The following is a 23,668-nucleotide window of genomic DNA, read 5'->3' as shown; positions in this document are numbered from 1 at the left end:
GCCCGGTGGCGGAGCGGGGCGCCCGGCGTCAAAGTGCGGCGGGTGGGCCGAAGAGCTCGTCCTGGGCGCGGTCCCGGGCCGTCAGGAGGGCACCGCGCAGCACCGCGCCGCCGCCCAGGAGGCTCGCGCGCACCTCGGTGGACAGCGGTGACATCCGGGCCGTCCGGTCCTGTACGCGGGCGGCGAGTTCCGTGCCTCCGGCCTGGCCGATCTCCCCGCCGAGCACCACGCATCCGGGGTCCAGCAGCGCCGCCACCGCCGCGACCCCCACGGCCACGCGGTCGGCGAGGGCGTCGAGGAAGCGCGCGTCCGCCGAGGCCGGCTCCTCGCGCGCCCTCGCGGCGGCGGCCCGTACCGCCCCCGCCGCCACCGGTTCCGTGTCCGGCTCGGCCACGACCCCGTACTCCCCCGCCAGTTCGGCGATCGCCGCCGCGGCCGCGAGGGAGTGGAAGCCGCCGCCGCAGTCGGCGGCCGACGGCAGACCGGCGGTGCCCGGGACCGGCAGGAAGCCGATCTCGCCCGTGCCGCCGGAGGCGCCCCGGCGCAGGGAGCCGTTCAGGATCACGGCCGCGCCGGTGCCGTGGCCCAGCCAGAGCAGGACGAAGGTGTCGCGGCCCCGGGCGGTGCCCTCGCGCTGCTCGGCCAGGGCGGCGAGGTTGGTCTCGTTCTCCAGGCTGACGCGTGCCGCGGGCAGCCGCTCCTGCAGCGTGGCCACCAGCAGACGGTGCCATTCCGGCAGCCCCTTGGACACCCGCAGTTCGCCGCTCGCGGGGTCGATCAGCCCGGGGGCACCGATGCCGACGGTGTGCAGCCGGTCGGCGCCCGCCTCCTTCACCGTCCGCTCGACCAGCGTCACCGCCCGCTCCACGGCCGGGCCGGTCCCGGCGTCCACCGCGATCGGCGCCCAGGCCTCGGCCAGCACCGCACCGACGAGGTCGGAGACGACCACGGCGACACCCTCGGTACGAACGTCGAGCGCCGCCAGGTGCGCCCGGTCGGCGACGATCCCGTACACCTTCGCGTTCGGTCCGCGCCGCTGCTCCCCGGCCTCCCCGACCACCGTGATCAGCCCGGCCGCGGTCAGCCGCTCGACGAGGTCGGCGACGGTCGGCCGGGACAGGCCGGTCAGCTGCTTCAACTGCCTTGCCGTCAGCGGACCTTCCTGCTGGAGCAGCCGCAGGGCGTTCCGGTCGTTGATGGCTCTGGCGGTGCTGGGGGATGCGGCCATGGCGTGATCCTTCCAGATCGGCTGCCGTGATCGGCTGCCCGTGATCGGCGGGCGGTGGACGGCGGGACCGGATCGGTACGCGGCCCGGGAGACTGGCGAAAATCCCCTTATCCATCAGGAAGCCTCCCTGATAGTTTACGGCGGCGCGTGAGGGCCACGTGCGGCCGGGAGGGGCGGGACCATGACCGCAGAGGTGTACGGGCAACACAAGGTACGGAGGGCGCGGTACGCCGTGGGCGCCGTGTTCGCCGTGCACGGCGCCGTGACCGGCTCGTTCGCCACGCGCGTGCCCTGGATCCAGGATCATGCCGGCGTGAGCCCGGGGCAGTTGGGGCTCGCGCTCGCCTTCCCCGCGATCGGTGCGTCCCTCGCGATGCCGCTGGCGGGGCGGGTCAGCCACCGCTTCGGCGCCCGCACCGCGCTGCGCGGACTGATCGCCCTGTGGACGCTCGCGCTGGTCCTGCCGTCGATCGCCCCGAACCTGCTGACGCTCTGCCTGGTCCTGTTCGTCTACGGCGCCACGGCCGGCGTGTCCGACGTCGCGATGAACGCCCTGGGGGTGGAGGTGGAGAACCGGCTCGAGCGGTCGATCATGTCCGGGCTGCACGGCATGTGGAGCGTCGGTGCCCTGGTCGGCTCGGCGGCCGGCACCCTCGCCGCGCACCTCGGCACGGACGCCCGGCTGCACCACGCGCTCGCGGCCGGTGTCCTGACCGTGGCGGGTGTCGCCGCCGCGGGCCATGTGCTCGACCTGCAGCCCGCCGAGGACGAGGAGCCGCCGCCGAGGTTCGCGCTGCCGCCCCGCTCCGCGCTGCTGATCGGCGCCATCGGCTTCTGCGCGGTCTTCGCGGAGGGTGCGAGCCTCGACTGGTCGGCGGTCTATCTGCGCGACCGGCTGGATGCCTCGCCGGGGCTCGCCGCGGCCTGCACCACCGGGTTCACGCTCACCATGGCGATCGCCCGGCTCGCCGGGGACCGGGTGGTGGACCGCTACGGCGCGGTGCGCACGGTGCGCACGAGCGGCGTCGTCGCCGTCACCGGCGGACTGCTGATCGTCCTCGCCCCGCACCCCGCGACGGCGATGGCCGGGTTCGCTCTGATGGGCCTCGGCATCGCGGTGGTGGTGCCGCTGTGCTTCGCCGCGGCGGGCCGCAGCGGCACCCATCCCAGCCTCGCCATCGCGGGCGTCGCGACCATCACGTACACCTCGGGCCTGATCGCTCCGAGCGCGATCGGCCTGCTGGCCCAGGCGACCAGTCTGATGGTGTCGTTCGTCCTGGTCACGGTGTTGTCCTGCGGTCTGGCCGGCCTCGCGGGCGTGCTGCGCTCCGGGGACCGTGTGAAGGTCATCCGCCCGGACGCAGCAGTTCCCGGCCCGCGGCCCTGAGCGTCTCGCTCCAGGGCGCCGGGCGCAGGGTTTTCGCGTCCAGCCGTACCAGCACCCGGCTGCCCCGCGCGTAGGTCACCGCCCCGTCCCGCGAGCAGAAGCGGAAACCGTAGGTCAGCCCGGTCGTCCCCAACCGCTCCAGCCACAGGTGGACGGCGTACGCGCCGGTCCGGGTCACCGGGGCCTCGTAGCCGATCCGCAGCTCCCTGACCGCGTTGCAGGCGTCGCCGGCCGCCGTCCAGTCGCCCTCGAAGCGGATGCCGTGCTCCTCCCACAGTTCGGCCCAGGCCCGCTCGACCATCAGCGGATAGCGCGCGTTGTGCAGCAGCCCCAGCGCGTCGAGGTCGTCGAAGTGGACGGTCACCGGGATCAGCCGGCCGTACGACAGGGCGGGGGCGGTCGGGGCTTCGGCGGTCACGGGCGGAACTCCTGGTGCGTACGGAATGAGTGCCGCCTACACGAACCGACGGCGCGCCCTCATCCTAAGCAGACGCTCAGACAGCCGGAGCAGGCCTCTCCAGGTGTACGAAGCACACCTGGAGAGCCCCGACAATGGTCCGGACACGCTGCACGAACGACGAAAGCGACACCCCATGGATCTCGGCGTCCGCTGGACACTGCACGGAGACGGACGCACCCCGGCTCCCGGCGCGGTGGTCCGCCCCGACGAACGGCTCTCCTGGCCCCGTACCGCGGGACTCGGCGCCCAGCACGTCGTGGCGATGTTCGGGGCGTCGTTCGTCGCCCCGGTGCTGATGGGCCTGGACCCCAACCTCGCGATCATGATGTCGGGCGTCGCGACCATCGTCTTCCTGCTGGCCACGCGCGGCCGGGTGCCCAGCTATCTGGGCTGCTCGCTCTCCTTCGTCGGCGTCGCCGCGGTCATCCGGGCCCAGGGCGGGTCGAGCGCCACGGTGACCGGCGCGGTGTTCGTGGTCGGGGCCGCGCTGTTCCTTGTGGGGCTCGCGGTGCGGCGTTTCGGGGCGCGGATCATCCACGCCACGATGCCGCCGATCGTCACCGGCGCGGTGGTGATGCTGATCGGCTTCAACCTGGCGCCGGTGACCGCCGCCACGTACTGGCCGCAGGACCAGTGGACCGCCCTGTCCGTGATGCTGTTCACCGGCCTGGCGGTGGTGTGCCTGCGGGGCTTCTGGTCCCGTATCGCGATCTTCCTCGGGCTGGTCTTCGGGTACGCGCTCTCCTGGGTCCTCGACCTGGTCTTCGGCCGGATCCACTCCGCGGACGCGAGCGGCAAGGTCACCGACCACTGGCGCCTGGACCTGTCCGGTGTGGGCCAGGCCGACTGGATCGGTCTGCCGAACCTGCACGGCCCGTCCTTCGAGTGGTCGGCGATCCTGGTCGCCCTGCCGGTCGTCATCGCACTGATCGCCGAGAACGCCGGGCACGTCAAGGCCGTCGGCGAGATGACCGGCGACAACCTCGACGACAAGCTGGGCACGGCCATCTCCGCCGACGGCGTCGGCTCCATGCTGTCCACCGCCGTGGGCGGCCCGCCCAACACCACCTACTCCGAGAACATCGGCGTGATGGCGGCGACCCGGGTCTACTCGACCGCCGCGTACTGGGCCGCCGCGTGCTTCGCCCTGCTGTTCGGCCTCTGCCCGAAGTTCGGCGCGGTCGTAGCCGCGATCCCCGGGGGCGTGCTCGGCGGGATCACCGTCATCCTGTACGGCATGATCGGCCTGCTCGGCGCCCAGATCTGGATCAACGCCAAGGTGGACCTGCGCAATCCGCTGAACCTGGTGCCGGCCGCCGCGGGCATCATCATCGGCGTCGGCAACGTCACCATGGAGTTCACCGACACCTTCTCGCTCAGCGGCATCGCGCTCGGCTCCCTCGTCGTCATCACCGGGTACCACGCGCTGCGCGCCTTCGCGCCGGCCCACCTCAAGACCCAGCCGCCGCTGCTCGACGCGGGCACCTCCGCCTACGACGAGAACAGCGGGAGCGAGGACGGTCGGGGTGGGAACAGCGGGGACGGCGGGAACAGCGGAAACGGCGGGGACGAGGCGGACGGCGGGGGCGCTCAGCGCGCCAAGTCGTAGGCGTACGACGGGGTGAAGGTGCCCGGCGCGCCCTTGCAGCCGTCCGACTCCCCCGGCAGTTTCACCCAGAGGTAGGCGTCGATCCCGGCCTCGCCGGTGCGGAGCGTCGGGGCCCGGCCGAGCTTGCGGCCCGCGGGGTCGCACCATTCGCCGTCGGCCGGGGCTCCGTTGCCGTTGCGGCTGGTGTCGATCACCGCGCCCAGGCCGGGCGGGCCGCCGAGCGCGTCGAGCACCCGCCGGTTGTGGGTGATCTCGTCGGCCGTGTCGTGGAAGTTGGAGACGTTGCTGAAGACGCCGTCGGAGGAGGCCGCCGACGCGGCCCCGGCCTGCCGCAGCCAACCGGCCTGCCGCACGGGCGCGTTCCAGCCGGAGTGCCCGGCGTCGTAGTAGACGCGGGCCCGGGGATCGGCCTCCTTCAGCACCCGTCCGGCGCGGGCCAGTGAGGCGAAGCGGTCGGCGCGCTGCCCCGCGGAGAGGCACTCGACCTGGGCCAGGGAGTCCGGCTCCAGGATCACGATGACCTCACCGGACCCCAGTCCGGCGGCGAACCGGTCGATCCAGCCGTCGTAGGCGTCCAGATCGGGTGCCCCGCCCCGGGAGTGCCCGCCGCAGTCGCGGTCGGGAATCGTGTACGGCACGAGGACGGGCACCCGGCCCCGCGCGGCGCCGGCCGAGGTGATCGCGCGCACTCGCGCGGTGATCGTGTCCGGTGAGTGGTCGGCGAACCACACCGCCGCCGGCCGGTCACCGATGCGGGACGCTATGACCGCGCGGCGCGGATCACCGGGGTGGGCCCGCACCCAGTCCAGGACCTGGGAATCGGGGTGGCGGTAGAGCCCGGGGGACACCGGGGCCGACCGCTGCTCCCGCGCGCCGGGCGACACGGACGGCGCGGCACCCGTCTTTTCCGCCCGGGGCTCGGGAGAGGCCGACGCGGAGGGGGACGGCGCCTCGGTCGACGGGGACGCCGACGACGGCACGGCGGGCAGTGCCTCCAGCCGCGGTGACGCGGTCGTCTCGGGCCGTGCCTCGTCCGAGCCGCGTCCGTCGTCCACCGAGGAGACCACCCCGGCGGCGGTGCCGACCGCGACCACGAGGGAGGCGGCCGCGACCATGGCGGCGCGCCGGGCCGCGCCTCTGCGCGCGGACCGCCGGGCAGCCAGGCGTTGGGCACGCGAGCCTGACACAGTACTGCTCCCCCTCCCCCACGACGGGCGCGTTCCCCCGATCCGGGGAAACGCCGGGCCCGCCGCCACCGGCACCACACTAAAGGTGCGACTCTGCGCTCATGGCGCAATGCGAACAAGCCCGTCAAGTCTGCACCCCCGTAGACACGGTCGTCTCCCGGATGCGCGCCCTCGGTTCCGCCCTGCCCCGCCGGGACGGGATCGCGGTCTTCAACCGCGTCTACCTCGCGGTGACGACGGAGGTGGACCGGCGCATCGACGCGGGTCCGCCCGCGGACACGCGGGCGGCGGTCACCCTGGACGTGCTGTTCGCCGAGCGCTATCTGGCCGCCGTCGAGGCGGTGTCCGAGGGCCGCCGCCCACCGGCCTGCTGGCGTCCGCTGTTCCAGTTCCGCCACCATCCGGGCGTACGTCCGCTGCAGTTCGCGCTGGCGGGCATCAACGCGCACATCGGCCACGACCTGGCGCTCGCCGTCGTGGACACCTGCCGTACGCTCGGCTGCGAACCCGCCGACGTGGAGGACGAGTTCGACCACGTCGGCGACCTCCTGGTCACGCTGGAGGAGCGCATCCGCGAGGACCTGATGCCGGGTCCCGACCTGCTCCAGCTCGCCGACCCGATGACCCATCTGCTCGCCGCGTGGAGCCTGGACCACGCCCGGGACGCCGCCTGGACGGCGGCCCGCGCGCTGTGGGCGCTGCGCGGACTGCCGGACGTCGCCGAGGAGTTCGCCGCGCGGCTGGACATGGCGGTCGGCTTCGCCGGACGCATGCTGCTCACGCCCCTGCCCGACCGGCCCGGACGGTCCGGCGGCCGCGAGCCGGCGGGCTCCGGGGGCCAAGGGGTTCCCGGGGTTACCGGGGCTCAGTCGTCGGAGAGTTCCACCGGCGCGATCTCGTCGTAGACGTCACCGGGACCGGGGTTGGTCGCGTCGGTCGCTCCGCCGAAGTGGTGCATGACGCCCCAGACCGCGTTCAGCGCGGTCTGGACGGCGCCCTCGGCCCAGCCGGCCGTCCAGGAGATGTCGTCGCCGGCCAGGAAGACGCCCCGCTTGTCCTCGGGCAGCCGGTCCTGCATGAAGTGCGTGAACAGGCGCCGCTGATAGCGGTAGTGGCCGGGCAGGTTGGCCTTGAAGGCGCCCATGAAGTAGGGCTCGTTCTCCCAGGAGACGGTCACCGGGTTGCCGATGATGTGCTTCCTGATGTCGACCGTCGGGTAGATCTCGCCCAGCGACTTCAGCATGACCTCCATCCGCTCGTTCGGTGACAGCGGCAGCCACTTCAGGCTGTCGTCGCACCAGGTGTACGAGAGGCAGATGACGGCGGGCCTGTCCGGGCCGTCGTCGAGCAGGTAGGTGCCGCGGGTCATCCGGTCGGTGAGCGTCATCGACATGACGTCCCGCCCTGTCGGTTTCCCGTTCTCGTCGACCGCCTCGTCCAGCCAGAAGGGCCGGTCCACGGGCACGAAGAGCTTGGAGCTCTCCATGTAGTGGGTGCGCTCGATGGCGGTCCAGTGGTCGATGGGGAAGAGCGATTCGTCGCAGGCGATCTTGGAGAGCAGCATCCAGGACTGGGCGGTGAAGACGGCCGCCCGGTAGGTGCGGATGTCCCCGTTCGCGTCCGTCACCGTGATGTGCCGGCCGGCGGTGCGGTGCAGCCGTGTCACCGCCGGGCGGGGCGCGCCGTCGGTGTGCAGGGACTTCAGCGAGGTGCCGTACGGCCAGTGGACGAGCTTCTCCGGCTCGCGCTCCCACAGGCGCAGCGGCAGTTGCTGGGAGCCACCGACGATGCCGCGGTGGTGGTCGTCGGCCTCGGTGTAGACGACCCGCAGGATCTCCAGGATGGAGTTGGGGAAGTCGGTGTCCCAGCCGCCGGTGCCGAAGCCGACCTGGCCGAAGATCTCGCGGTGCCGGAAGGACGTGAAGGCCTCGGAGTCGCAGAGGAAACCGTAGAAGGTCTGGTTGTCGAGCTTCTCCACCAGCCGCGACCAGATCTCGCGGATGCGCGGGACGTCCCGTTCGCGCAGGGCGCGGTTCATGTCGGAGAAGTCGGCGCCCTCCTCCAGGCAGCGGTTCCAGGCGTCCGCCACGTCCCGGTAGACCTGCGGCAGGTCGTCGGGCGTCTCGGCGTAGTGCGACTCGCCCTTGAGGTCGACGACGGTCGAAGGCGTCACCTCGGCAAGGGGGTTGGGGAAGGGACGGGTCTCGAGCCCCACCAGGTCGATGTAGTGCTGGAGGGCGGTGGAGGACGGCGGGAAGCGCATCGCGCCCATCTCGGCGGTGAGCGAGGGGTCGCAGCCCTCGAAGCCGACGGTGCGCAGCCGGCCGCCGATCCGGTCGGCCTCGTACACCACGGGCTTGAGGCCCATCTTCATCAGCTCATAGGCGGCGATGATCCCGGACAGGCCGCCGCCGACGACCGCGACCTCGGTGCCGTGCTCGGTCGCGGGGATCTGACCGAGGCCCGCGGGGTGGGCGAGGAAGTCGTCGTACGCGTACGGGAAGTCCGGGCCGAACATGGTGATCGGCGGCTGCTGTTCGTCGGCGTGCTCGACGGCGTTGGGCACCGTGGACGTCATGGGGTGCGGACTCCTTGCGCGAACGGACTTCGAGGTGTCGGGGGAGAAGCGGGCTTCAGCCGCGGGGCCCGTACAGGCCGGGGCGGCGGTCCCTCAGATACGGGTTGGTCTCACGGGAGGCGGCGAGGAACGCGGGGTCCACGTCGGCGAGGAGGAGTTCCTCGCCGCGGCCCGCCCGGGTACGGGCGACTCCGTCGGGTCCGACGAGGGTGGACAGTCCCGCGAACTCCGACTCGCCTTCCTGGCCGACCCGGTTGACGTACGCGATGTACATCTGGTTCTCGAACGCCCTTACCGGTACGACGGATTCGGCGACGAACTGGAACGGGTGCATCAGGGCCGTGGGCACCAGGAGGAGGTCGGTGCCCGCCAGGGCGTGGGCGCGCGCGTTCTCCGGGAACTCGACGTCGTAGCAGACCAGCAGGCCGACGGTGAGGCCGTCGAGTTCGGCCTGGACGACCGGCTGGTCGCCCGGGGTGAAGTGCTCGTGCTCGAAGTCTCCGAAGAGGTGGGTCTTGCGGTAGTTCGCGAGGCGGGTGCCGTCGGCGGAGACGAGCTGGAGGGAGTTGTGGACCGTGTCGCCGGTGCGTTCCGGGTAGCTGTAGGCGATGGCGAGTCCGTGCCGGGTGGCCGTCCGGGCGATCGCGTCGGCCGCGTCGCCGTCGGCGGGCTCGGCGAGCACCGTGACGTCGTCGCCGATGGCGTACCCCGTCAGGAACAGCTCGGAGGTCACGAGCAGCCCGGCGCCGGCCGCTGCGGCGCGGCCCGCGGCCTCGTCGAGGACCTTGAGGTTCTCGGCGACGGATCCGGGCCGTCCGGAGCTCTGGAGCAGGGCGGTGCGCATGCTTTTCCCTCATCGGTGCACGGGGGTTTCGGGGGGTCGCACAGACGCTACGTCCGGTCGGCTCGGCCGGACAAGGAGGAGCCGTTGCGTGCCCATGAGCGAACTGTTGCGTCCGTCGCGGGGGCGGCGGCGATTCGTTGCACGCCCCCGTTCCGGGGCCGGGCCCGACGCCGGGGGCCGCCGCGTGGGCAGGGCGAGCGCCGGAGCGAACGCGAGTGCGACGACGCGGGCGGACCGTGGTGGGCCGGCCGATCAGCCGGCGCCTGGCCCTCCCCGGGACGCCCGGGTGGCCGGGCGGACGAAGCGGCTGCCGGCCGGTGGCGCCGGCCGGCAGCGCGGCACGCCCTACGGGAGGCCGCGCGGCGAGCGCGACGGCCTCGTGAGCTTCAGGAGCAGCGCTGTCACCAGATACAGCAGCGCGAACACGGTGAAGGCCGTGCTGTGTCCGCCGTGTGAGGCGATCACCGCGTAGCCGCCGAACACCACGACCGTGGCCAGCTCGGTGCCCAGGCCCGCGACCGAGGTCAGGGTGGCCCGCCCGGTGTCCGCGATCCGCCGCTGGAGTCGCGCGTCGGCCAGTACGGTCGCCGCCTGGAAGCCGCCGAAGGCGAGGGCGACGAACACGAGCCCGGCCGTCGTGCCCGCGGCGGAGCCGACGGCCAGGAGCAGCCCGGAGCCCGCGAGCAGGGTCGCGAGTCCGGTCGTGCCGAGGCGTTCGCCCTCCCCGGCCAGCAGGCTTCCGGCGGTGGCACCGGCCCAGATCAGCAGGAGCAGCCAGGGCACCGTCTCGTCCGCGACGCCGGTGTCCCGCACCAGCAGCGGCGTGTACTCGTCGAGGGCTCCCCAGACGGCGCCCACGGCCGGTACGAGCAGCAGCGCCCCGCGCACCGACCGGTCGGTGCGGGCCTCGGCCAGCCCGGCGCGCAGGGGCGCGGTCCAGCCCTCGTGCCCGGCCGCCGGGCGGCGGTGCTCCGGGAACCGGAGGGCCGTGGCCGCGGTCAGCACGCATCCCAGGACGCTGGCGGCGCCGACGGCGGTGGGGCCGCCCCGGGCCAGTACCGGACCGGCGAGCCCCATGGCCGCCATCACGGCGACCAGTCCCGCCGCGCGGGCGCGGCCCATGACGCGGGCGTAGCGGTCGGCCGCGTCGAGCCGCTCCAGTTCGTCGTGGACCAGCGCCTCCAGCGCACCGGACCCGAGGGCTCCGCCGGCGCCCCACAGCACGAAGCCGGCCGCGAAGGCTCCGTAGGAGGGCAGCAGTACCCACAGGGCGAAGCCGGCGGCGGTGAGCAGCGGGCCGAGCCACAGCAGCAGGCGCCGGGACACGGCGTCCGCCCAGACACCGGAGGGGACCTCCAGCAGGACGCCGGTGACCGACCAGAGGGCGAACAGGGAGGAGATCTGCCAGACCGTGAGACCGGCGTCGCTGAACAGCAGCGCGTACACCGGGTAGAGCAGCACGAAGTCTTCGAGGAACGCGTAGCCGTACAGCGTGGTCGTCAGCCGTCGGACGCGGGGGTCGGGCGCACGCGTGGGCGTGAGAGTCATGAGGCCATCCCGTGAGGGCGGTTCGGACACCGGACGTGGAGGACGTACGGCGCCCGGGGCGGCCCACGGGAGGCACGACGGGTGGATCAATGTCGTCGGCTCATGACACCGATGGTAGACGCCCGAGCCGGATACGGTCCGTCGTTTCCGTGTCCGGCCGGCGCGCCCGGCCCTTCGTCCCGGAGCCTCCGTCCCGGAGCCGTTGCCCCGGAGCCGTCGCCGGGGCAGCCGGGATCGCCCCCCTGGCCGGTCCGGTACGGGTGCGGGATGTTCCGGGCCGCCCTCCGGCAGGCGTTCGAAGCCTCAGCCGGGGTTCTTGCCTAGGTGGGCGACCCCGACGAGAAGCGGCGCAGCAGGGGGGACAGCACCAGCACGGACTTGGTCCGCTCGACGAACGGCTCTCCCGCGATCCGTTCCAGGACCCGTTCGAAGTGCCGCATGTCGGCGGCGAAGACCTGGGCGACCGCGTCCGCCTCCCCGGTGACGGTGGAGGCGGACACGACCTCCTGGTAGCGCTCCAGGCCCCGCTGGATGGTCTCCGGGGAGGTGTTGCCGCGGCAGTAGATCTCGACGAACCCCTCGGTCTCCCAGCCGAGGGCGGCGGGGTCCACCCGGACCGTGAAACCGGTGATGGCACCGGTGGCGCGCAGCCGGTCCACGCGCCGCTTCACCGCGGGCGCGGACAGGCCGACGAGCTGCCCGATGTCCGCGTAGGAACGGCGGGCGTCCTCGGCGAGGGCGTGCACGATGCGTTCGTCGAGATCGTTCAGCACTGCGGGTGGTTCACTTCGCTTCTGGGAGGTCCACAACGGGATCGGCGGGCCGGGCCGGTACGGAATCCGGCCGGGCCGGCCGGGGGCGGTCAGGTCCAGCTGGCGTGCAGCGGCTTGCCCTCGGCGTAGCCGGCGGCGCTCTGGATGCCGACGACGGCCTTCTCGGCGAACTCCTCCAGGGAGCCGGCACCCGCGTACGTGCAGGAGGAGCGGACGCCCGCGATGACCGAGTCGATCAGGTCCTCGACGCCGGGCCGGGCCGTGTCGAGGAACATGCGGGAGGTGGAGATGCCCTCCTCGAACAGTGACTTGCGGGCCCGGTCGTAGGCCGACTCCTCCGAGGTGCGGTTGCGCACGGCGCGCGCGGAGGCCATGCCGAAGGACTCCTTGTAGGGGCGGCCGTCCGCGTCGTGCTGGAGGTCGCCGGGGGACTCGTAGGTCCCGGCGAACCAGGAGCCGACCATCACGTTGGACGCGCCGGCCGCGAGCGCCATCGCGACGTCGCGCGGGTGGCGGACACCACCGTCGGCCCACACGTGCTTGCCGTACTTCCTCGCCTCCGCCGCGCACTCCAGCACCGCGGAGAACTGCGGCCGGCCGACGCCGGTCATCATGCGGGTGGTGCACATGGCGCCGGGGCCGACACCGACCTTGACGATGTCCGCGCCGGCCTCGATCAGATCGCGCACCCCCGCGGCGGCGACGACGTTGCCCGCGGCGACCGGGACCTGCGGATCGAGGTCGCGCACCAGCTTCAGCGCGCTGATCATCGACTCCTGGTGCCCGTGCGCCGTGTCGATGACGAGCGTGTCGACGCCCGCCTCCAGCAACTGCTGGGCCTTGCCCGCGACATCGCCGTTGATGCCGACGGCCGCGGCGATCCGCAGCCTGCCCTGCGCGTCGGTGGCCGGCGTGTACAGGGTGGCCCGCAGGGCGCCCTTGCGGGTGAGGATGCCGGCGAGGCGGCCGTCCTCGTCGACGGCGGGGGCGTAGCGCCGGTTGGCGCCGTCCAGGGTGTTGAAGGCCTCGCGCGGGTCCATGCCGGCGTCGACGAGCAGCAGGTCGCGGGACATGACCTCGGTGAGCTGGGTGAACCGGTCCACACCGGACAGGTCGGTGTCGGTGACCACGCCGACCGGCCGGTGCTCGGCGTCCACGACGACGCCCGCGTTGTGCGCACGCTTGGGCAGCAGGGCGAGCGCGTCGGCGACGGTCTGGTGCGGGGCGAGCACGATGGGGGTGTCGAGGACCAGGTGGCGGCTCTTGACCCAGGAGACGACCTCGGTGACGACCTCGATCGGGATGTCCTGCGGGATGACCACGAGGCCGCCCCGGCGGGCCACCGTCTCGGCCATGCGGCGGCCGGCGATGGCCGTCATGTTGGCGACGACGAGCGGGATGGTGGTGCCCGTGCCGTCCGGGGAGCTGAGGTCCACGCTCTGCCGGGAACCGATGGCGGACCGGTTCGGCACCATGAAGACGTCGTCGTACGTCAGGTCGTACGGGGGCTGGATGTCGTTGAGGAAACGCACGTGCTGCACATCCCAGTGGTTCAGAGGTGGCCCCCGGACAGGTCAGCCAGGGGGAAGAGCACGTACTTCATTGTCCCATGACGGCCGGAACGCCTTCTCCGGTCCGATCGTCCAGGCCGTGCCGCCGGGCACTGGGAGGAACCTCCGAGCGTCCGGGCCACGGTGAGCGGCGGGGCGCGCAGAACCCCGAGCAGGCAGGCGGGCGGGAAGGCCCGGACGAGCCGCGGCGCCGTGCGCCCGATGCCGCCCCGCCCGTCCCGGGCCCACGCGTCGTCGGGCCGGTCAGGGGCCGTCGGGGTCCGAGCGGTTGAGGGCGGACCTGGGGGCCGGCCCCGCCGCCATCAGGTAGTCCGCGGCCGAGGTGTCCGTCACCAGGCTGGTGACGAGCCCGGAGCGCAGCACCGCGTCGATGGCGGGGCCCTTGCGCTGCCCGCCAGCGATCGCGACGACCTCGGGGACCCGGCGGAGCTGGTCGGTCTTGACCGTGATGCACCGCTCGCCCAGGTCACGGCCGACCCGGCGTCCGTCGGAGTCGAAGAGATGGGCGGACATCTCGGCGGCGACACCGAGCGAGGCGTAGTGCGCGCGCTCCTCGTCCGTGAGCATGTCGTGCACCGTCGAGATGCCCGGCTCCCACGATCCGATGGAGACACAGGCGACCGTGACCTTGTCGAAGTACTCGAAGGCCCGCGCGATGCCCGTCTGGTGGCGCAGCGCCTGAGCGGTGGCCGCGTCCGGCAGCAGCATCGGCGCGTAGATGGGGTGGGCGTCGCCGCCCGACACCTGCGCGGCCCGCCGCACGGCCTCCACCGAGCCGCGCTCGGCGGTCCCGGCGTCGTACACACCTGTCAGCTGCACGACCGTGCAGGGCGGCAGCCGGTCCAGGGCCGCCGCCATGTGGATGGTGGACCGGCCCCAGGCCAGGCCCAGCACATCGCCTTCGTCGACCAGTTCGCCGAGCAGGTCGGCGGCCACCTCTCCCAGGTTCTCGGGGTCGGGTGTCTCCTCGGCATCGGCCGGGGACTCCACCACGACGGCGTGCCGCAGACCGTAGCGGGCACGCAGGGCGTCGGAGCGCTCCGCGTCCAGCTCGGCGGGCACACGGATCTCGATGCGCACGAGATCCCGTTCGAGGGCGGTCTCCAGGACCCGGGCCACCTTGAAGCGGCTGACGCCGAACTCCTCGGCGATCTGGATCTTGGACTTGCCCTCGAGGTAGAAGCGGCGGGCCATGGCCGCCGCCTGTACCAGCTCAGCGGGTCCCATCCGCATGGCTGAACGGCCCGCCGCCGACATACCCGACACGGCGTTCTCCTCACTGCTGTTCACACTCTGGATTCGCCGTTCATCCTCGCAGATCCGGCGCGGTCGATCAGCCCTGCTGAAAGCCGTTCATGTTCTCGTGGCTCAGTGGTCGCACGCCCAGGACGCCTTGCCCGCGGCGGCCTCGGCCTGTCGGCGCAGTGCGCGCACCGCCTCGGCCGGGTCCGCCGCCCCGTACACGGCGGATCCCGCGACGAAGACGTCGGCGCCGGCGTCGGCGCACTGCTCGATGGTGGACGCCGAGACCCCGCCGTCGACCTGCAGCCAGAGCTCCAGGCCGTGCTTGCTGATCAGCTCACGGGTGCGGCGGATCTTCGGCAGCATGATGTCGAGGAAGGCCTGCCCCCCGAAGCCCGGCTCGACCGTCATGATCAGCAGCATGTCGAGCTCGGGGAGCAGGTCCTCGTACGGCTCGATGGGGGTCGCGGGCTTCAGCGCCATGGAGGCCCGCGCCCCCTTGGCCCGGATCTCGCGGGCCAGTCGCACCGGTGCGGCGGCCGCCTCCACGTGGAAGGTGACGGAACCGGCCCCCGCCTCGACGTACTGGGGCGCCCAGCGGTCGGGGGCCTCGATCATCAGGTGGCAGTCCAGCGGAGTGTCCGTCGCACGGGCGAGCGACTCCACGACCGGCACACCGAGCGTGAGGTTCGGGACGAAGTGGTTGTCCATGACGTCGACGTGGAGCCAGTCGGCTCCCTCGACCGCCCGTGCCTCGTCCGCGAGGCGGGCGAAGTCGGCGGACAGGATGCTGGGGTTGATCTGCGCGGCCATGCACCAAGCGTGCCATGCCCTTCGGGGGTCGGCGGCATCGGTCGGGTTCCGATACGGTCGCGCGCGGACCGGGCGCCGCTTCGGGACGGGGTCAGCCGGTCCGTCGGATGAGCGCCAGGTACATGGCGTCGGTTCCGTGCAGATGCGGCCACAGCTGTACGTCGGGGCCCTCGCCCAGCTGCGGGACTCCGGGCAGCAGCGGCCGGGCGTCGAGGAGTTCGGTGTCCGGGAACTGTTTGAGCAGGTCGGCGACGACGGCCCGGGTCTCGGCGAGGTGCGGCGAGCAGGTGGCGTAGCCGACGACGCCGCCGACCCGTACGGCTTCCAGGGCACCGCGCAGCAGCTCGCGCTGCAGCGGGGCGAAGCCGTCCAGGTCGTCCGGCCTGCGGCGCCAGCGCGCCTCGGGCCGGCGGCGCAGGGCGCCGAGCCCGGTGCACGGCACATCCACCAGTACCCGGTCGAAGCTGCCGGGCCGCCACGGCGGCCGGGTCCCGTCGGCGACGACGACCTGGTACGGCCCGGGGTTCCCGGCCAGCGCCTTCGCGACCAGCCCGGCCCGGTGCGGCTGCTTCTCGGAGGCCAGCAGGGCGGCGCCCCGCTCGGCGGCGAGCGCGGCGAGCAGCGCGGCCTTGCCACCGGGGCCGGCGCAGCCGTCCAGCCATCTGCGGTCCGGCCCGTCCAGCGGGGCGTTGGCGACGGCGAGCGCGACGAGCTGACTTCCCTCGTCCTGCACCCCGGCCCGGCCGTCCGCCACGGCCGGGATCGCGCCCGGCTCGCCGCCCTCGCTGAGCCGCACCGCGTACGGCGACCAGCGTCCCGGGAGGGCGGCCTCCTCGCCGAGCAGTTCCTCGGTGGTGGCGCGCCCGGGGCGGGCGACCAGGGTCACCTCGGGCCGCTCGTTGTCCGCCCGCAGCAGTTCCTCGATGCCGTCACGGCCACCGCCGAGGGAGTCCCACAGCGCGGAGACGATCCAGCGCGGGTGCGAGTGCACGACGGCGAGATGGTCCTCGGGGTACTCGTCGTAGGGCGGCGCGACCCGCTCCAGCCAGCCGTCGAGGTCGTGCTGCGCGACCTTGCGCAGCACGGCGTTGACGAACTTGGCCCGCCCGTCGCCGAGCACGACGCGCGCGAGTTCGACGGAGGCGGAGACCGCGGCGTGCGTGGGGATCCGGGTCCCGAGCAGCTGGTGCGCGCCCAGGCCGAGCACGTCCAGCACGGGCGGGTCCACCTCCCGCAGCGGCCGGTCGACGCAGGCCGCGACGATCGCGTCGTACGTGCCCTGGCGGCGCAGCGTCCCGTACACCAGCTCGGTGGCGAGCGCCGCGTCCCGGGCGTCGAAGTCACCGCCCTCTCGGGCCCTGCGCAGCAGCGGCGGCAGGACGAGGTTGGCGTAGGCGTCCCGCTCGTCCACGGCCCGCAGGGCCTCGAAGGCGAGGATGCGGACGGGGTCCTTCTGGGGCCGACGGTAGGGCTTGCCGGGTTTGCGGGGCCGACGGGGCTGGTCGCTCACGAAAAAGGTGCTCCGGATGTGGGATGAAGTGCGCGGTCCAGCTTACGTTGTCAAGAGGGGGCCAAGGGGGGCCGAGGGGGCCGAGGTGGGGCCGGGGCGGGGCCGGGGTCCCGCGGCGTCAGGTGCCGACCGTCTCCTCCGCGCCGATCCGCGCGCCGCGCGCCCAGTCCGCCGCCCGCATCGGCTTCTTGCCCTGGGCCTGCACCCACAGCAGCTCCACGGCGTGCGAACCGGTGCCGACGTACACGTTGTTCTTGCCCGCGGACACCCGGCCCGGGGTGAGGTCCGTGCGGTCGGGGGCGGGGACCACCTGGACGAGCTTGAGCCGCTCGCCCCGGAAGGTGGTCCAGGCACCGGGCGCCGGGGTGCAGCCGCGCACGATCCGGCCGACGCGCAGGGCCGGGGCGTTCCAGTCGACGCGGGCGTCCTCCACGGAGACCTTCGGGGCGAGGGTGACCCCGTCGGCGGGCTGCGGTACGGCCTTCAGGGTGCCGTCCGCGATGCCGTCCATGGTCGCGGCGAGCAGCCCGGCGCCGGCGAAGGCGAGCCGGGTGAGCAGGTCGCCGCTGGTGTCGGTGGGGCGGATCTCCTCGGTGACGGTGCCGTAGACCGGCCCGGAGTCGAGCCCTTCCTCGATGAGGAAGGTGGACGCACCGGTGATCTCGTCCCCCGCCATGACGGCGTGCTGCACGGGCGCCGCACCGCGCCAGGCGGGCAGCAGCGAGAAGTGCAGGTTGACCCAGCCCCGTTCCGGGATGTCGAGGGCGGCCCGGGGCAGCAGGGCGCCGTAGGCGACGACGGGGCAGCAGTCGGGGGCGATCTCGCGCAGCCGCTCCAGGAACTCCGGGTCCCGGGGCTTCACGGGCTTGAGCACCTCGATCCCGGCCTCTCGCGCCCGCTCGGCGACCGGAGAGGCCACCAGCCTGCGGCCCCGCCCGGCCGGCGCGTCGGGCCGGGTGACGACGGCGGCCACCTCGTGCCGCTCCGAAGCGAGCAGGGCGTCCAGGGCGGGAACGGCGACCTCGGGGGTGCCGGCGAAGACCAGCTTCATGGAGTGGTTCGGGCCTCTCGGGCAGGGGCGGGTGCGGGCAGCGCACCAGTCTATGGGGGGACGACGTTCCGACGAAGCCGAGGCGCACGCTCACGCACGGGGGCGTGCGCCCGTGTCGCCGCGCCCCCACCCCGTGACCCATGGGGCGCATCCGCGTTGGTCAAGAAAGAGTTGACCACATCGGGCCCGGACACGGCCCGTTCCATTCAACGCCGGTTCGAGAGGCTTGTTCCATGGCCGACCACGCAACCCACGACGCCCAGGCTCGTGCCAGCCTGCACTTGCTGGTGCGGGACATCGAGCGGGTCCGCCGGCAGGTGGACGCACTGCGCACACTCACCGCCCAGCTGGGCAACGTCTACCGCCCGCGCCGCTCCGGCCCCTCCACGGGCTTCGTCGTCTACGGACGCGCCCCCGCTCCGACGGTCCGCCTCGCCCAGGAGCTGCGGGACAGCGTCGAGACCCTGGTCACCGCGGCCGTCGACTTCGACCGTTCGCTGGGTTTCTCGTGGGACGCGGTGGGCTCCGCGCTCGGCGTCACCAAACAGGCGGTGCACCGCCGCTACGGCGCCCGCCGTGCCGCGGCCGCCCGGACCGCCCCGGCCGTGGAGGCGGAGCACACCGCGGAGCCGTCGGGGACCCGCACGGTCAACGTGGGCGCCGGGGTCTCCACCGTGCCGACGGTGCCGGCCGCCCGTTCCCTGCCGACCCAGCCCACAGCGAGCAGTTCGTCCCTCCGCAACGATCCCCTCCCCACGGCGTTCCCCGCTCCCCCGACCTTCCCGGGTCCCCGCAACGGCTGACCGACGGTCCTGCGGCGCCGTTCAGCCGATGTCGGGCGGGTCGATCCGCACCCATACCGGGGTGTCGCCCCCACGGGCCATGCGCGCCGCCTGGGCCGACTTCAGTGCGCCGGTGAGCGCCGCGCCCCTGCCCGGTGGTACCCGGATCAGCGCCCGCTCCCAGTGGTCCCCGGGCGGCGGACCGCCTGGTCGCCGGGGGCGGTCGGCGGGGGTGAGGGGCAACGGGACGGGTCCCAGCACCTCCGCCTCCCCCGGGAGTGCGACCGCGCGGAGAAACTCCGCCACGGCCTCCCCCGGTCCCGACACGGCCGCCATCCGCGACACCGGCGGAAAGCCCAGCTCGGCCCGCTCGCTCAGCTCCCGTACCGCGTGTCCCACCGGGTCCCACCGCACCAGCGCCTGCACGGGCCGCAGCGTCGGCTCGGCGATCACCACCACCGTGCCGCCGGCCGCCTGCGGACGCACCAGCGCCGCCGCCCCGATCCACCGGCGCAGCGCGTCCTCCGCGGCCCGCAGATCGGGCCGGCCCAGCATCGCCCAGCCGTCCAGCAGCAGCGCCGCCGCGTAGCCGCCCTCCGCGACCGGCTCGGCCCCGGGGGTGCTCACCACCAGCGCGGGCGTGCCCGGCACCGTGTCCAGCACGTGCTCGCGCCCCGAGGTGCGCACCGGCACGGCGGGGAAGGCCCGCCCCAGCTCCTCGGCGGTCCGGCGGGCCCCCACCACCTGGGCCCGCAGCCGGAACCCCCCGCACTCCGGGCAGTGCCAGCCGGCCTCCTCGCGCCCGCACCACCCGCACCGCAGATCGTCGGCACCGTGCGCCTCCAGCGGCCCGGAACAGTGCCGGCACCGCGCCGGGGTACGGCAGCCGGCGCACGCCATCCGGGGGACGTAGCCGCGCCGGGGCACCTGTACGAGCACCGGCCCGTGCCGCAGCCCTTCCCTGACGGCCTGCCAGGCGAGCGTCGGCAGCCGGGCGGCACGGGCGGCCTCGTCCCGCGCGAGGTCCCCGTCGCCGACGGTCCGCACCAGCGGCGCGGCGGCCCGTATCCGGTCCCTTCCGGCGACCAGGGGTCCGGCCCAGCCGGTCTCGACCAGCTGGGCGGCCTCCACCGTGCAGCTCCAGCTCCCCAGCAGGAAGCCGCACTTGTCCTGTGCCGCCCGCAGCAGCAGCACTTCCCGCGCATGCGGCTGCGGGGCGTGCTGCTCGCTGTGGCTGGTGTCGCCGTCGTCCCAGAGCGCGATCAGCCCGAGATCCTGGACGGGCGCGAACATCGCCGCCCGGGTGCCGATCACGGCGCGCACGGAGCCCCGCCGCACGGCGAGCCACTGCGCGTACCGCTTCTCGGGTCCGGCGTCGGCGGTCAGTACGGCATGCCGTCCCTTGCCGAGGAGCTCGGTGAGCGCGGCGTCGACACGGGCGACGGTCCGTCCGTCCGGCAGGACGACGAGCGCGCCGCGCCCCGAGGCCAGCGTCGCCGCGACGGCACGGGCCAGCTCCTCGCTCCACAGTGGTCCGGGCAGCGCGTTCCACACGGCGCGCGGAGCGCCGCCGGAGGCCAGCGACCGGAGGAAGGCCTCCCCCTGGTCGTACCGGGCCCAGGAGCCCGGCTCGGGCGCCGGGGGCGGCGGCGCGGGGTCGGGCGAGGGGCGCCGCTCGGCGCGGGCGTTGCGCGGCGGCACGGCGAGCTGGAGCACGTCGGCGAGGCTGCCCGCGTACCGGTCGGCGACCGCGCGGGCCAGCCCCAGCAGCTCCTCGCTCAGGACCGGCTCGGGCGACACCACCTGGGCGAGGGCGGCCAGCGGGCCGGAGTAGTCGGACTCGGCGAGCCGCTCGACGAGGAACCCGTCGATCAGCCCCCCGCCCTCGCGGCGTCCCTCGCGCACCCGGTGCCGGCCGGCCCCGAACCGCACCCGCACCCGCACGCCCGGCTGCGCGTCGGCGTCGAGTTCCTCGGGCACCGCGTAGTCGAAGTACCGGTCGAGGTGCAGCACGCCCTTGTCGACCAGGACGCGCGCGACCGGCAGGTGCCCGGCGAGCGCGGCGCCCCGCCAGGTCCGCGGCTTGGCCCGGGGGGTGTCCGCCTTGCGCACGGTCTCGCGGATGAGCGCGAGCTGCTCCGGCGGGGCGCCCCGCGCACCACCGTCCACCTGCCCGTTCTCACTGCTCACGCTTGCATTCTTACCAAACGCGACTGACAACCGGCGGCGTTACCGCCCCCCGGGAACGCGCCGAGGCCCGGCGCCCCCGAAGGGACGCCGGGCCTCGGCGGACGTGCCAGGGGTGCGGGCGGGCGGGCTACAGGCCCGCCGCCTTGCGCAGCGCGTCCACGCGGTCGGTGCGCTCCCAGGTGAAGTCGGGCAGCTCCCGGCCGAAGTGGCCGTAGGCGGCGGTCTGGGAGTAGATCGGGCGGAGCAGGTCCAGGTCGCGGATGATCGCGGCCGGACGGAGGTCGAACACCTCGTCGATCGCCTGCTCGATCAGCTCGGTGCCGACCTTGGCGGTGCCGAAGGTCTCCACGAACAGACCGACCGGCTCGGCCTTGCCGATGGCGTACGCCACCTGGACCTCGCAGCGGGCGGCCAGGCCGGCCGCGACCACGTTCTTGGCGACCCAGCGCATCGCGTACGCCGCCGAGCGGTCCACCTTGGAGGGGTCCTTGCCGGAGAAGGCGCCGCCGCCGTGCCGGGCCATACCGCCGTAGGTGTCGATGATGATCTTGCGGCCGGTCAGGCCCGCGTCGCCCATCGGGCCGCCGATCTCGAAGCGGCCGGTGGGGTTGACCAGCAGCCGGTACTTCTCGGTGTCCAGCTTGATGCCCTCGTCCAGCAGCGCCTTCAGCTCCGGCTCCACGACGAACTCGCGGATGTCCGGGGTGAGCAGCGACTCGAGGTCGATGTCGGAGGCGTGCTGGGAGGAGACGACCACGGTGTCGAGGCGGACCGCCTTGTCGCCGTCGTACTCGATGGTGACCTGGGTCTTGCCGTCCGGGCGCAGGTAGGGGATCGTGCCGTTCTTGCGCACGTCGGACAGACGCTTGGACAGGCGGTGCGCGAGGAAGATCGGCAGCGGCATCAGCGTCGGCGTCTCGTCCGACGCGTAGCCGAACATCAGCCCCTGATCGCCTGCGCCCTGCTTGTCGAGCTCGTCCGTCTCCCCACCTGCGGCGGCACCCTCGACCCGGGACTCGTACGCGGTGTCGACACCCTGCGCGATGTCCGGGGACTGGGCCCCGATCGACACCGACACCCCGCAGGAGGCGCCGTCGAAGCCCTTCTTCGAGGAGTCGTAGCCGATCTCCAGGATCTTCTCCCGCACCAGCTGCGGGATCGGCGCGTAGGCCTTGGTCGTGACCTCTCCGGCCACGTGCACCAGGCCGGTGGTGATCAAGGTCTCGACGGCGACGCGCGAGGTGGGGTCCTCGCGGAGCAGTGCGTCGAGGATGGTGTCGCTGATCTGGTCAGCGATCTTGTCGGGGTGACCTTCGGTCACGGACTCCGAGGTGAAGAGACGACGGGACACAACGCTCCCTGGGGTTGCAGCGGCTGCTGGCTGATCATTGGCGGGCGGCGGGGGCTGCACCTCACGCCGTCCGTGGAACAGCTTATCTGTCGCGCCTCGCCGCGGGGCCCCCTGTCTCGCCTCTCGGGAGCGCCGTGACCTGCGGCACGGGCATTCTGCCCATGTCGAGGCGGGTTGGCCAGAGGCGCCACACCCCGACGGGTTGCGTTTCCGGCCCGCGCACCGGATGTTCCGGTTCAGTCCAGGCGGCCGGCGACCAGGTCCCAGACCGTGTCGGCGAGGGCTTCCTTGGGGCCGTGGGCCACGGGCGTCTCGCTGCCGTCGGACCCCAGCACCACCGCCTCGTTCTCCTCCGAGCCGAACGTCCTGTGCTCGCCGACCTCATTGACCACGAGCAGGTCACAGCCCTTGCGCTTCAGCTTGGCGCGGCCGTTGGCGAGTACGTCGTCCGTCTCCGCGGCGAAGCCCACGATCACCTGTCCGGGGCGGGCCCGGTCGGCGGAGATCTCGGCGAGGACGTCCGGGTTGCGCACCAGGGTGACGGGCTCGGGCTCCTGCCCGTCCTTCTTCTTGATCTTGCCGGCCGCGTAGGCCGCGGGCCGGAAGTCGGCGACGGCGGCGGCCATGACCACCGCGTCGGCGTCGGCGGCGGCGCGCAGTACTTCCGCACGCAGTTCCACGGCGGTCCCGACGGGGACGACGTCGACCCCCGCGGGGTCGGGCAGGGACGCGTTGGCGGCGATCAGCGTGACGCGCGCGCCCCGCGCGGCGGCGGTACGGGCGAGGGCGTAGCCCTGCTTGCCGGAGGAGCGGTTGCCGAGGAAGCGGACCGGGTCGAGGGGCTCGCGGGTGCCGCCGGCGCTGATCACGACATGCCGTCCCGCGAGGTCGGGCTCGGCCGCGCCCCGGGCCAGCACCCGGCGGCAGACCTCGGATATCTCGCCGGGGTCGGGCAGCCGCCCCTTGCCGGTGTCCACGCCGGTGAGCCGGCCGACCGCCGGTTCGATGACGACGGCACCGCGCCGGCGCAGGGTCGCCACGTTCTCCCGGGTGGCCGGGTGCTCCCACATCTCGGTGTGCATGGCGGGGGCGAAGACCACCGGGCACCGGGCGGTGAGCAGGGTGTTGGTGAGGAGGTCATCGGCCAGGCCGTGCGCCGCCTTCGCCAGGATGTCCGCGGTGGCCGGGGCGACGACCACCAGGTCGGCGTGCTGCCCGATGCGGACGTGCGGCACCTCGTGGACGTCGTCCCAGACCTCGGTCGTGACCGGGTTCCCGGAGAGCGCGGACCAGGTGGCGGCGCCGACGAAGTGCAGCGCGGAGGCGGTGGGGACCACACGCACGTCGTGCCCCGACTCGGTCAGCCGCCGGAGCAGCTCACATGCCTTGTACGCGGCGATGCCGCCGGTGACGCCCAGAACGACCTTCGGCTTGTCCACGTCTCTCCGTCCCTTTCCGGGGCCTTCCCGGGCCCTTCCCGGTCTCTCCCCGGTTCTTTCCGGCTCTTTCCGGCTCTTTCCGGTTGCCCGGCTCCCGTGCGCGCC

The 23,668-nt window shown here is 73.6% G+C and carries 18 protein-coding genes and 1 pseudogene; 4 read left to right on the top strand and 15 right to left on the bottom strand.

Annotated features, from left to right (window positions below; all coding sequences use genetic code 11):
- Positions 1-28: 28 nt before the first annotated feature.
- Positions 29-1,228 carry an ROK family transcriptional regulator gene (locus tag ACTWJ9_RS28260; protein ID WP_279337087.1) on the bottom strand — a complete coding sequence of 400 codons (1,200 nt, stop codon included), beginning with the start codon at positions 1,226-1,228 and terminating at the stop codon, positions 29-31.
- A gap of 181 nt (positions 1,229-1,409) precedes the next feature.
- Here ACTWJ9_RS28260 and ACTWJ9_RS28255 point away from each other — a divergent pair, with 181 nt between their 5' ends.
- Positions 1,410-2,615: an MFS transporter gene (locus tag ACTWJ9_RS28255; RefSeq protein ID WP_279337086.1), complete on the top strand. Its 1,206-nt coding sequence runs from the start codon at positions 1,410-1,412 to the stop codon at positions 2,613-2,615.
- On the opposite strand, the gene ACTWJ9_RS28250 is transcribed toward ACTWJ9_RS28255, so the two are convergent.
- A complete protein-coding gene (locus ACTWJ9_RS28250) occupies positions 2,575-3,033 on the bottom strand; it encodes an acyl-CoA thioesterase (protein WP_279337085.1) in 459 nt (152 codons plus the stop codon). The genes ACTWJ9_RS28255 and ACTWJ9_RS28250 overlap by 41 nt on opposite strands.
- Before the next feature lie 175 nt (positions 3,034-3,208).
- On the opposite strand from ACTWJ9_RS28250, the gene ACTWJ9_RS28245 reads away from it, so the two are divergent.
- The gene (locus ACTWJ9_RS28245; RefSeq protein ID WP_279337084.1) at positions 3,209-4,684 is read left to right on the top strand and encodes a uracil-xanthine permease family protein; all 1,476 of its coding nucleotides are present in this window, start codon (positions 3,209-3,211) and stop codon (positions 4,682-4,684) included.
- Here the strand turns inward: ACTWJ9_RS28245 and ACTWJ9_RS28240 are convergent.
- Positions 4,666-5,799 (bottom strand): glycoside hydrolase family 6 protein, encoded by a 1,134-nt coding sequence (locus ACTWJ9_RS28240; protein WP_279338125.1) that lies wholly within the window; start codon positions 5,797-5,799, stop codon positions 4,666-4,668. The genes ACTWJ9_RS28245 and ACTWJ9_RS28240 overlap by 19 nt on opposite strands.
- Before the next feature lie 173 nt (positions 5,800-5,972).
- Here ACTWJ9_RS28240 and ACTWJ9_RS28235 point away from each other — a divergent pair.
- Positions 5,973-6,665: pseudogene (locus tag ACTWJ9_RS28235) on the top strand (DUF5995 family protein); the annotation flags it as partial.
- A gap of 71 nt (positions 6,666-6,736) precedes the next feature.
- On the opposite strand, the gene ACTWJ9_RS28230 reads toward ACTWJ9_RS28235, so the two are convergent.
- The 9 genes from ACTWJ9_RS28230 to fmt all read right to left on the bottom strand — a co-directional run bounded on the left by ACTWJ9_RS28230 (position 6,737) and on the right by fmt (position 17,801).
- Positions 6,737-8,449 carry a flavin monoamine oxidase family protein gene (locus tag ACTWJ9_RS28230; RefSeq protein WP_388707781.1) on the bottom strand — a complete coding sequence of 571 codons (1,713 nt, stop codon included), beginning with the start codon at positions 8,447-8,449 and terminating at the stop codon, positions 6,737-6,739.
- A 55-nt stretch (positions 8,450-8,504) separates the two neighbouring features.
- Positions 8,505-9,293 carry a carbon-nitrogen hydrolase family protein gene (locus ACTWJ9_RS28225; RefSeq protein WP_443294915.1) on the bottom strand — a complete coding sequence of 263 codons (789 nt, stop codon included), beginning with the start codon at positions 9,291-9,293 and terminating at the stop codon, positions 8,505-8,507.
- Between the two features lie 345 nt (positions 9,294-9,638).
- Entirely contained in the window at positions 9,639-10,841 is a 1,203-nt protein-coding gene (locus ACTWJ9_RS28220) for an MFS transporter (protein WP_443294914.1), read from the bottom strand.
- 320 nt (positions 10,842-11,161) lie between these two features.
- Positions 11,162-11,614, bottom strand: a complete 453-nt coding sequence (locus ACTWJ9_RS28215; protein ID WP_109379437.1) for an Lrp/AsnC family transcriptional regulator — start codon at positions 11,612-11,614, stop codon at positions 11,162-11,164.
- An 89-nt stretch (positions 11,615-11,703) separates the two neighbouring features.
- On the bottom strand, positions 11,704-13,146 hold the full coding sequence (locus tag ACTWJ9_RS28210) for a GuaB1 family IMP dehydrogenase-related protein (protein WP_279338124.1): 1,443 nt from the start codon (positions 13,144-13,146) through the stop codon (positions 11,704-11,706).
- A gap of 282 nt (positions 13,147-13,428) precedes the next feature.
- Positions 13,429-14,475, bottom strand: coding sequence for a sugar-binding transcriptional regulator (locus ACTWJ9_RS28205; protein WP_279337079.1), 1,047 nt, complete (start codon positions 14,473-14,475; stop codon positions 13,429-13,431).
- 78 nt (positions 14,476-14,553) lie between these two features.
- Positions 14,554-15,240, bottom strand: coding sequence for a ribulose-phosphate 3-epimerase (gene rpe / locus ACTWJ9_RS28200; protein ID WP_387041316.1), 687 nt, complete (start codon positions 15,238-15,240; stop codon positions 14,554-14,556).
- 91 nt (positions 15,241-15,331) lie between these two features.
- A complete protein-coding gene (locus ACTWJ9_RS28195) occupies positions 15,332-16,750 on the bottom strand; it encodes an RsmB/NOP family class I SAM-dependent RNA methyltransferase (protein WP_443294913.1) in 1,419 nt (472 codons plus the stop codon).
- Positions 16,751-16,868: 118 nt separating this feature from the next.
- Complete coding sequence (gene fmt / locus ACTWJ9_RS28190) at positions 16,869-17,801, bottom strand: methionyl-tRNA formyltransferase (protein ID WP_279337076.1); 933 nt, start codon at positions 17,799-17,801, stop codon at positions 16,869-16,871.
- Between the two features lie 233 nt (positions 17,802-18,034).
- On the opposite strand from fmt, the gene ACTWJ9_RS28185 reads away from it, so the two are divergent.
- Complete coding sequence (locus tag ACTWJ9_RS28185; protein ID WP_279337075.1) at positions 18,035-18,604, top strand: hypothetical protein; 570 nt, start codon at positions 18,035-18,037, stop codon at positions 18,602-18,604.
- Positions 18,605-18,625: 21 nt separating this feature from the next.
- Here ACTWJ9_RS28185 and ACTWJ9_RS28180 read toward each other — a convergent pair whose 3' ends face one another.
- The 3 genes from ACTWJ9_RS28180 to coaBC form a co-directional block, all read right to left on the bottom strand.
- Complete coding sequence (locus tag ACTWJ9_RS28180; protein ID WP_388707766.1) at positions 18,626-20,773, bottom strand: primosomal protein N'; 2,148 nt, start codon at positions 20,771-20,773, stop codon at positions 18,626-18,628.
- A gap of 127 nt (positions 20,774-20,900) precedes the next feature.
- Positions 20,901-22,124 (bottom strand): methionine adenosyltransferase, encoded by a 1,224-nt coding sequence (gene metK, locus ACTWJ9_RS28175; RefSeq protein WP_279337073.1) that lies wholly within the window; start codon positions 22,122-22,124, stop codon positions 20,901-20,903.
- Between the two features lie 236 nt (positions 22,125-22,360).
- The gene (coaBC, locus tag ACTWJ9_RS28170; protein WP_388707763.1) at positions 22,361-23,563 is read right to left on the bottom strand and encodes a bifunctional phosphopantothenoylcysteine decarboxylase/phosphopantothenate--cysteine ligase CoaBC; all 1,203 of its coding nucleotides are present in this window, start codon (positions 23,561-23,563) and stop codon (positions 22,361-22,363) included.
- Positions 23,564-23,668 lie beyond the last annotated feature (105 nt).

Origin of the sequence: Streptomyces sp. GDS52, from assembly GCF_052246875.1 — a bacterium.
Taxonomy (GTDB): domain Bacteria; phylum Actinomycetota; class Actinomycetes; order Streptomycetales; family Streptomycetaceae; genus Streptomyces; species Streptomyces cathayae.
This window is presented reverse-complemented; position numbering and strand designations above follow the sequence as displayed.

Excerpts from the sequence above, each read along its gene's own strand:
- ACTWJ9_RS28260 (WP_279337087.1), bottom strand. The coding sequence starts at position 1,228 with ATGGCCGCATCCCCCAGCACCGCCAGAGCCATCAACGACCGGAACGCC.
- ACTWJ9_RS28255 (WP_279337086.1), top strand. The coding sequence starts at position 1,410 with ATGACCGCAGAGGTGTACGGGCAACACAAGGTACGGAGGGCGCGGTAC.
- ACTWJ9_RS28245 (WP_279337084.1), top strand. The coding sequence starts at position 3,209 with ATGGATCTCGGCGTCCGCTGGACACTGCACGGAGACGGACGCACCCCG.
- ACTWJ9_RS28240 (WP_279338125.1), bottom strand. The coding sequence starts at position 5,799 with ATGGTCGCGGCCGCCTCCCTCGTGGTCGCGGTCGGCACCGCCGCCGGG.
- ACTWJ9_RS28230 (WP_388707781.1), bottom strand. The coding sequence starts at position 8,449 with ATGACGTCCACGGTGCCCAACGCCGTCGAGCACGCCGACGAACAGCAG.
- ACTWJ9_RS28225 (WP_443294915.1), bottom strand. The coding sequence starts at position 9,293 with ATGCGCACCGCCCTGCTCCAGAGCTCCGGACGGCCCGGATCCGTCGCC.
- ACTWJ9_RS28220 (WP_443294914.1), bottom strand. The coding sequence starts at position 10,841 with ATGACTCTCACGCCCACGCGTGCGCCCGACCCCCGCGTCCGACGGCTG.
- rpe (WP_387041316.1), bottom strand. The coding sequence starts at position 15,240 with ATGGCCGCGCAGATCAACCCCAGCATCCTGTCCGCCGACTTCGCCCGC.
- fmt (WP_279337076.1), bottom strand. The coding sequence starts at position 17,801 with ATGAAGCTGGTCTTCGCCGGCACCCCCGAGGTCGCCGTTCCCGCCCTG.
- ACTWJ9_RS28185 (WP_279337075.1), top strand. The coding sequence starts at position 18,035 with ATGGCCGACCACGCAACCCACGACGCCCAGGCTCGTGCCAGCCTGCAC.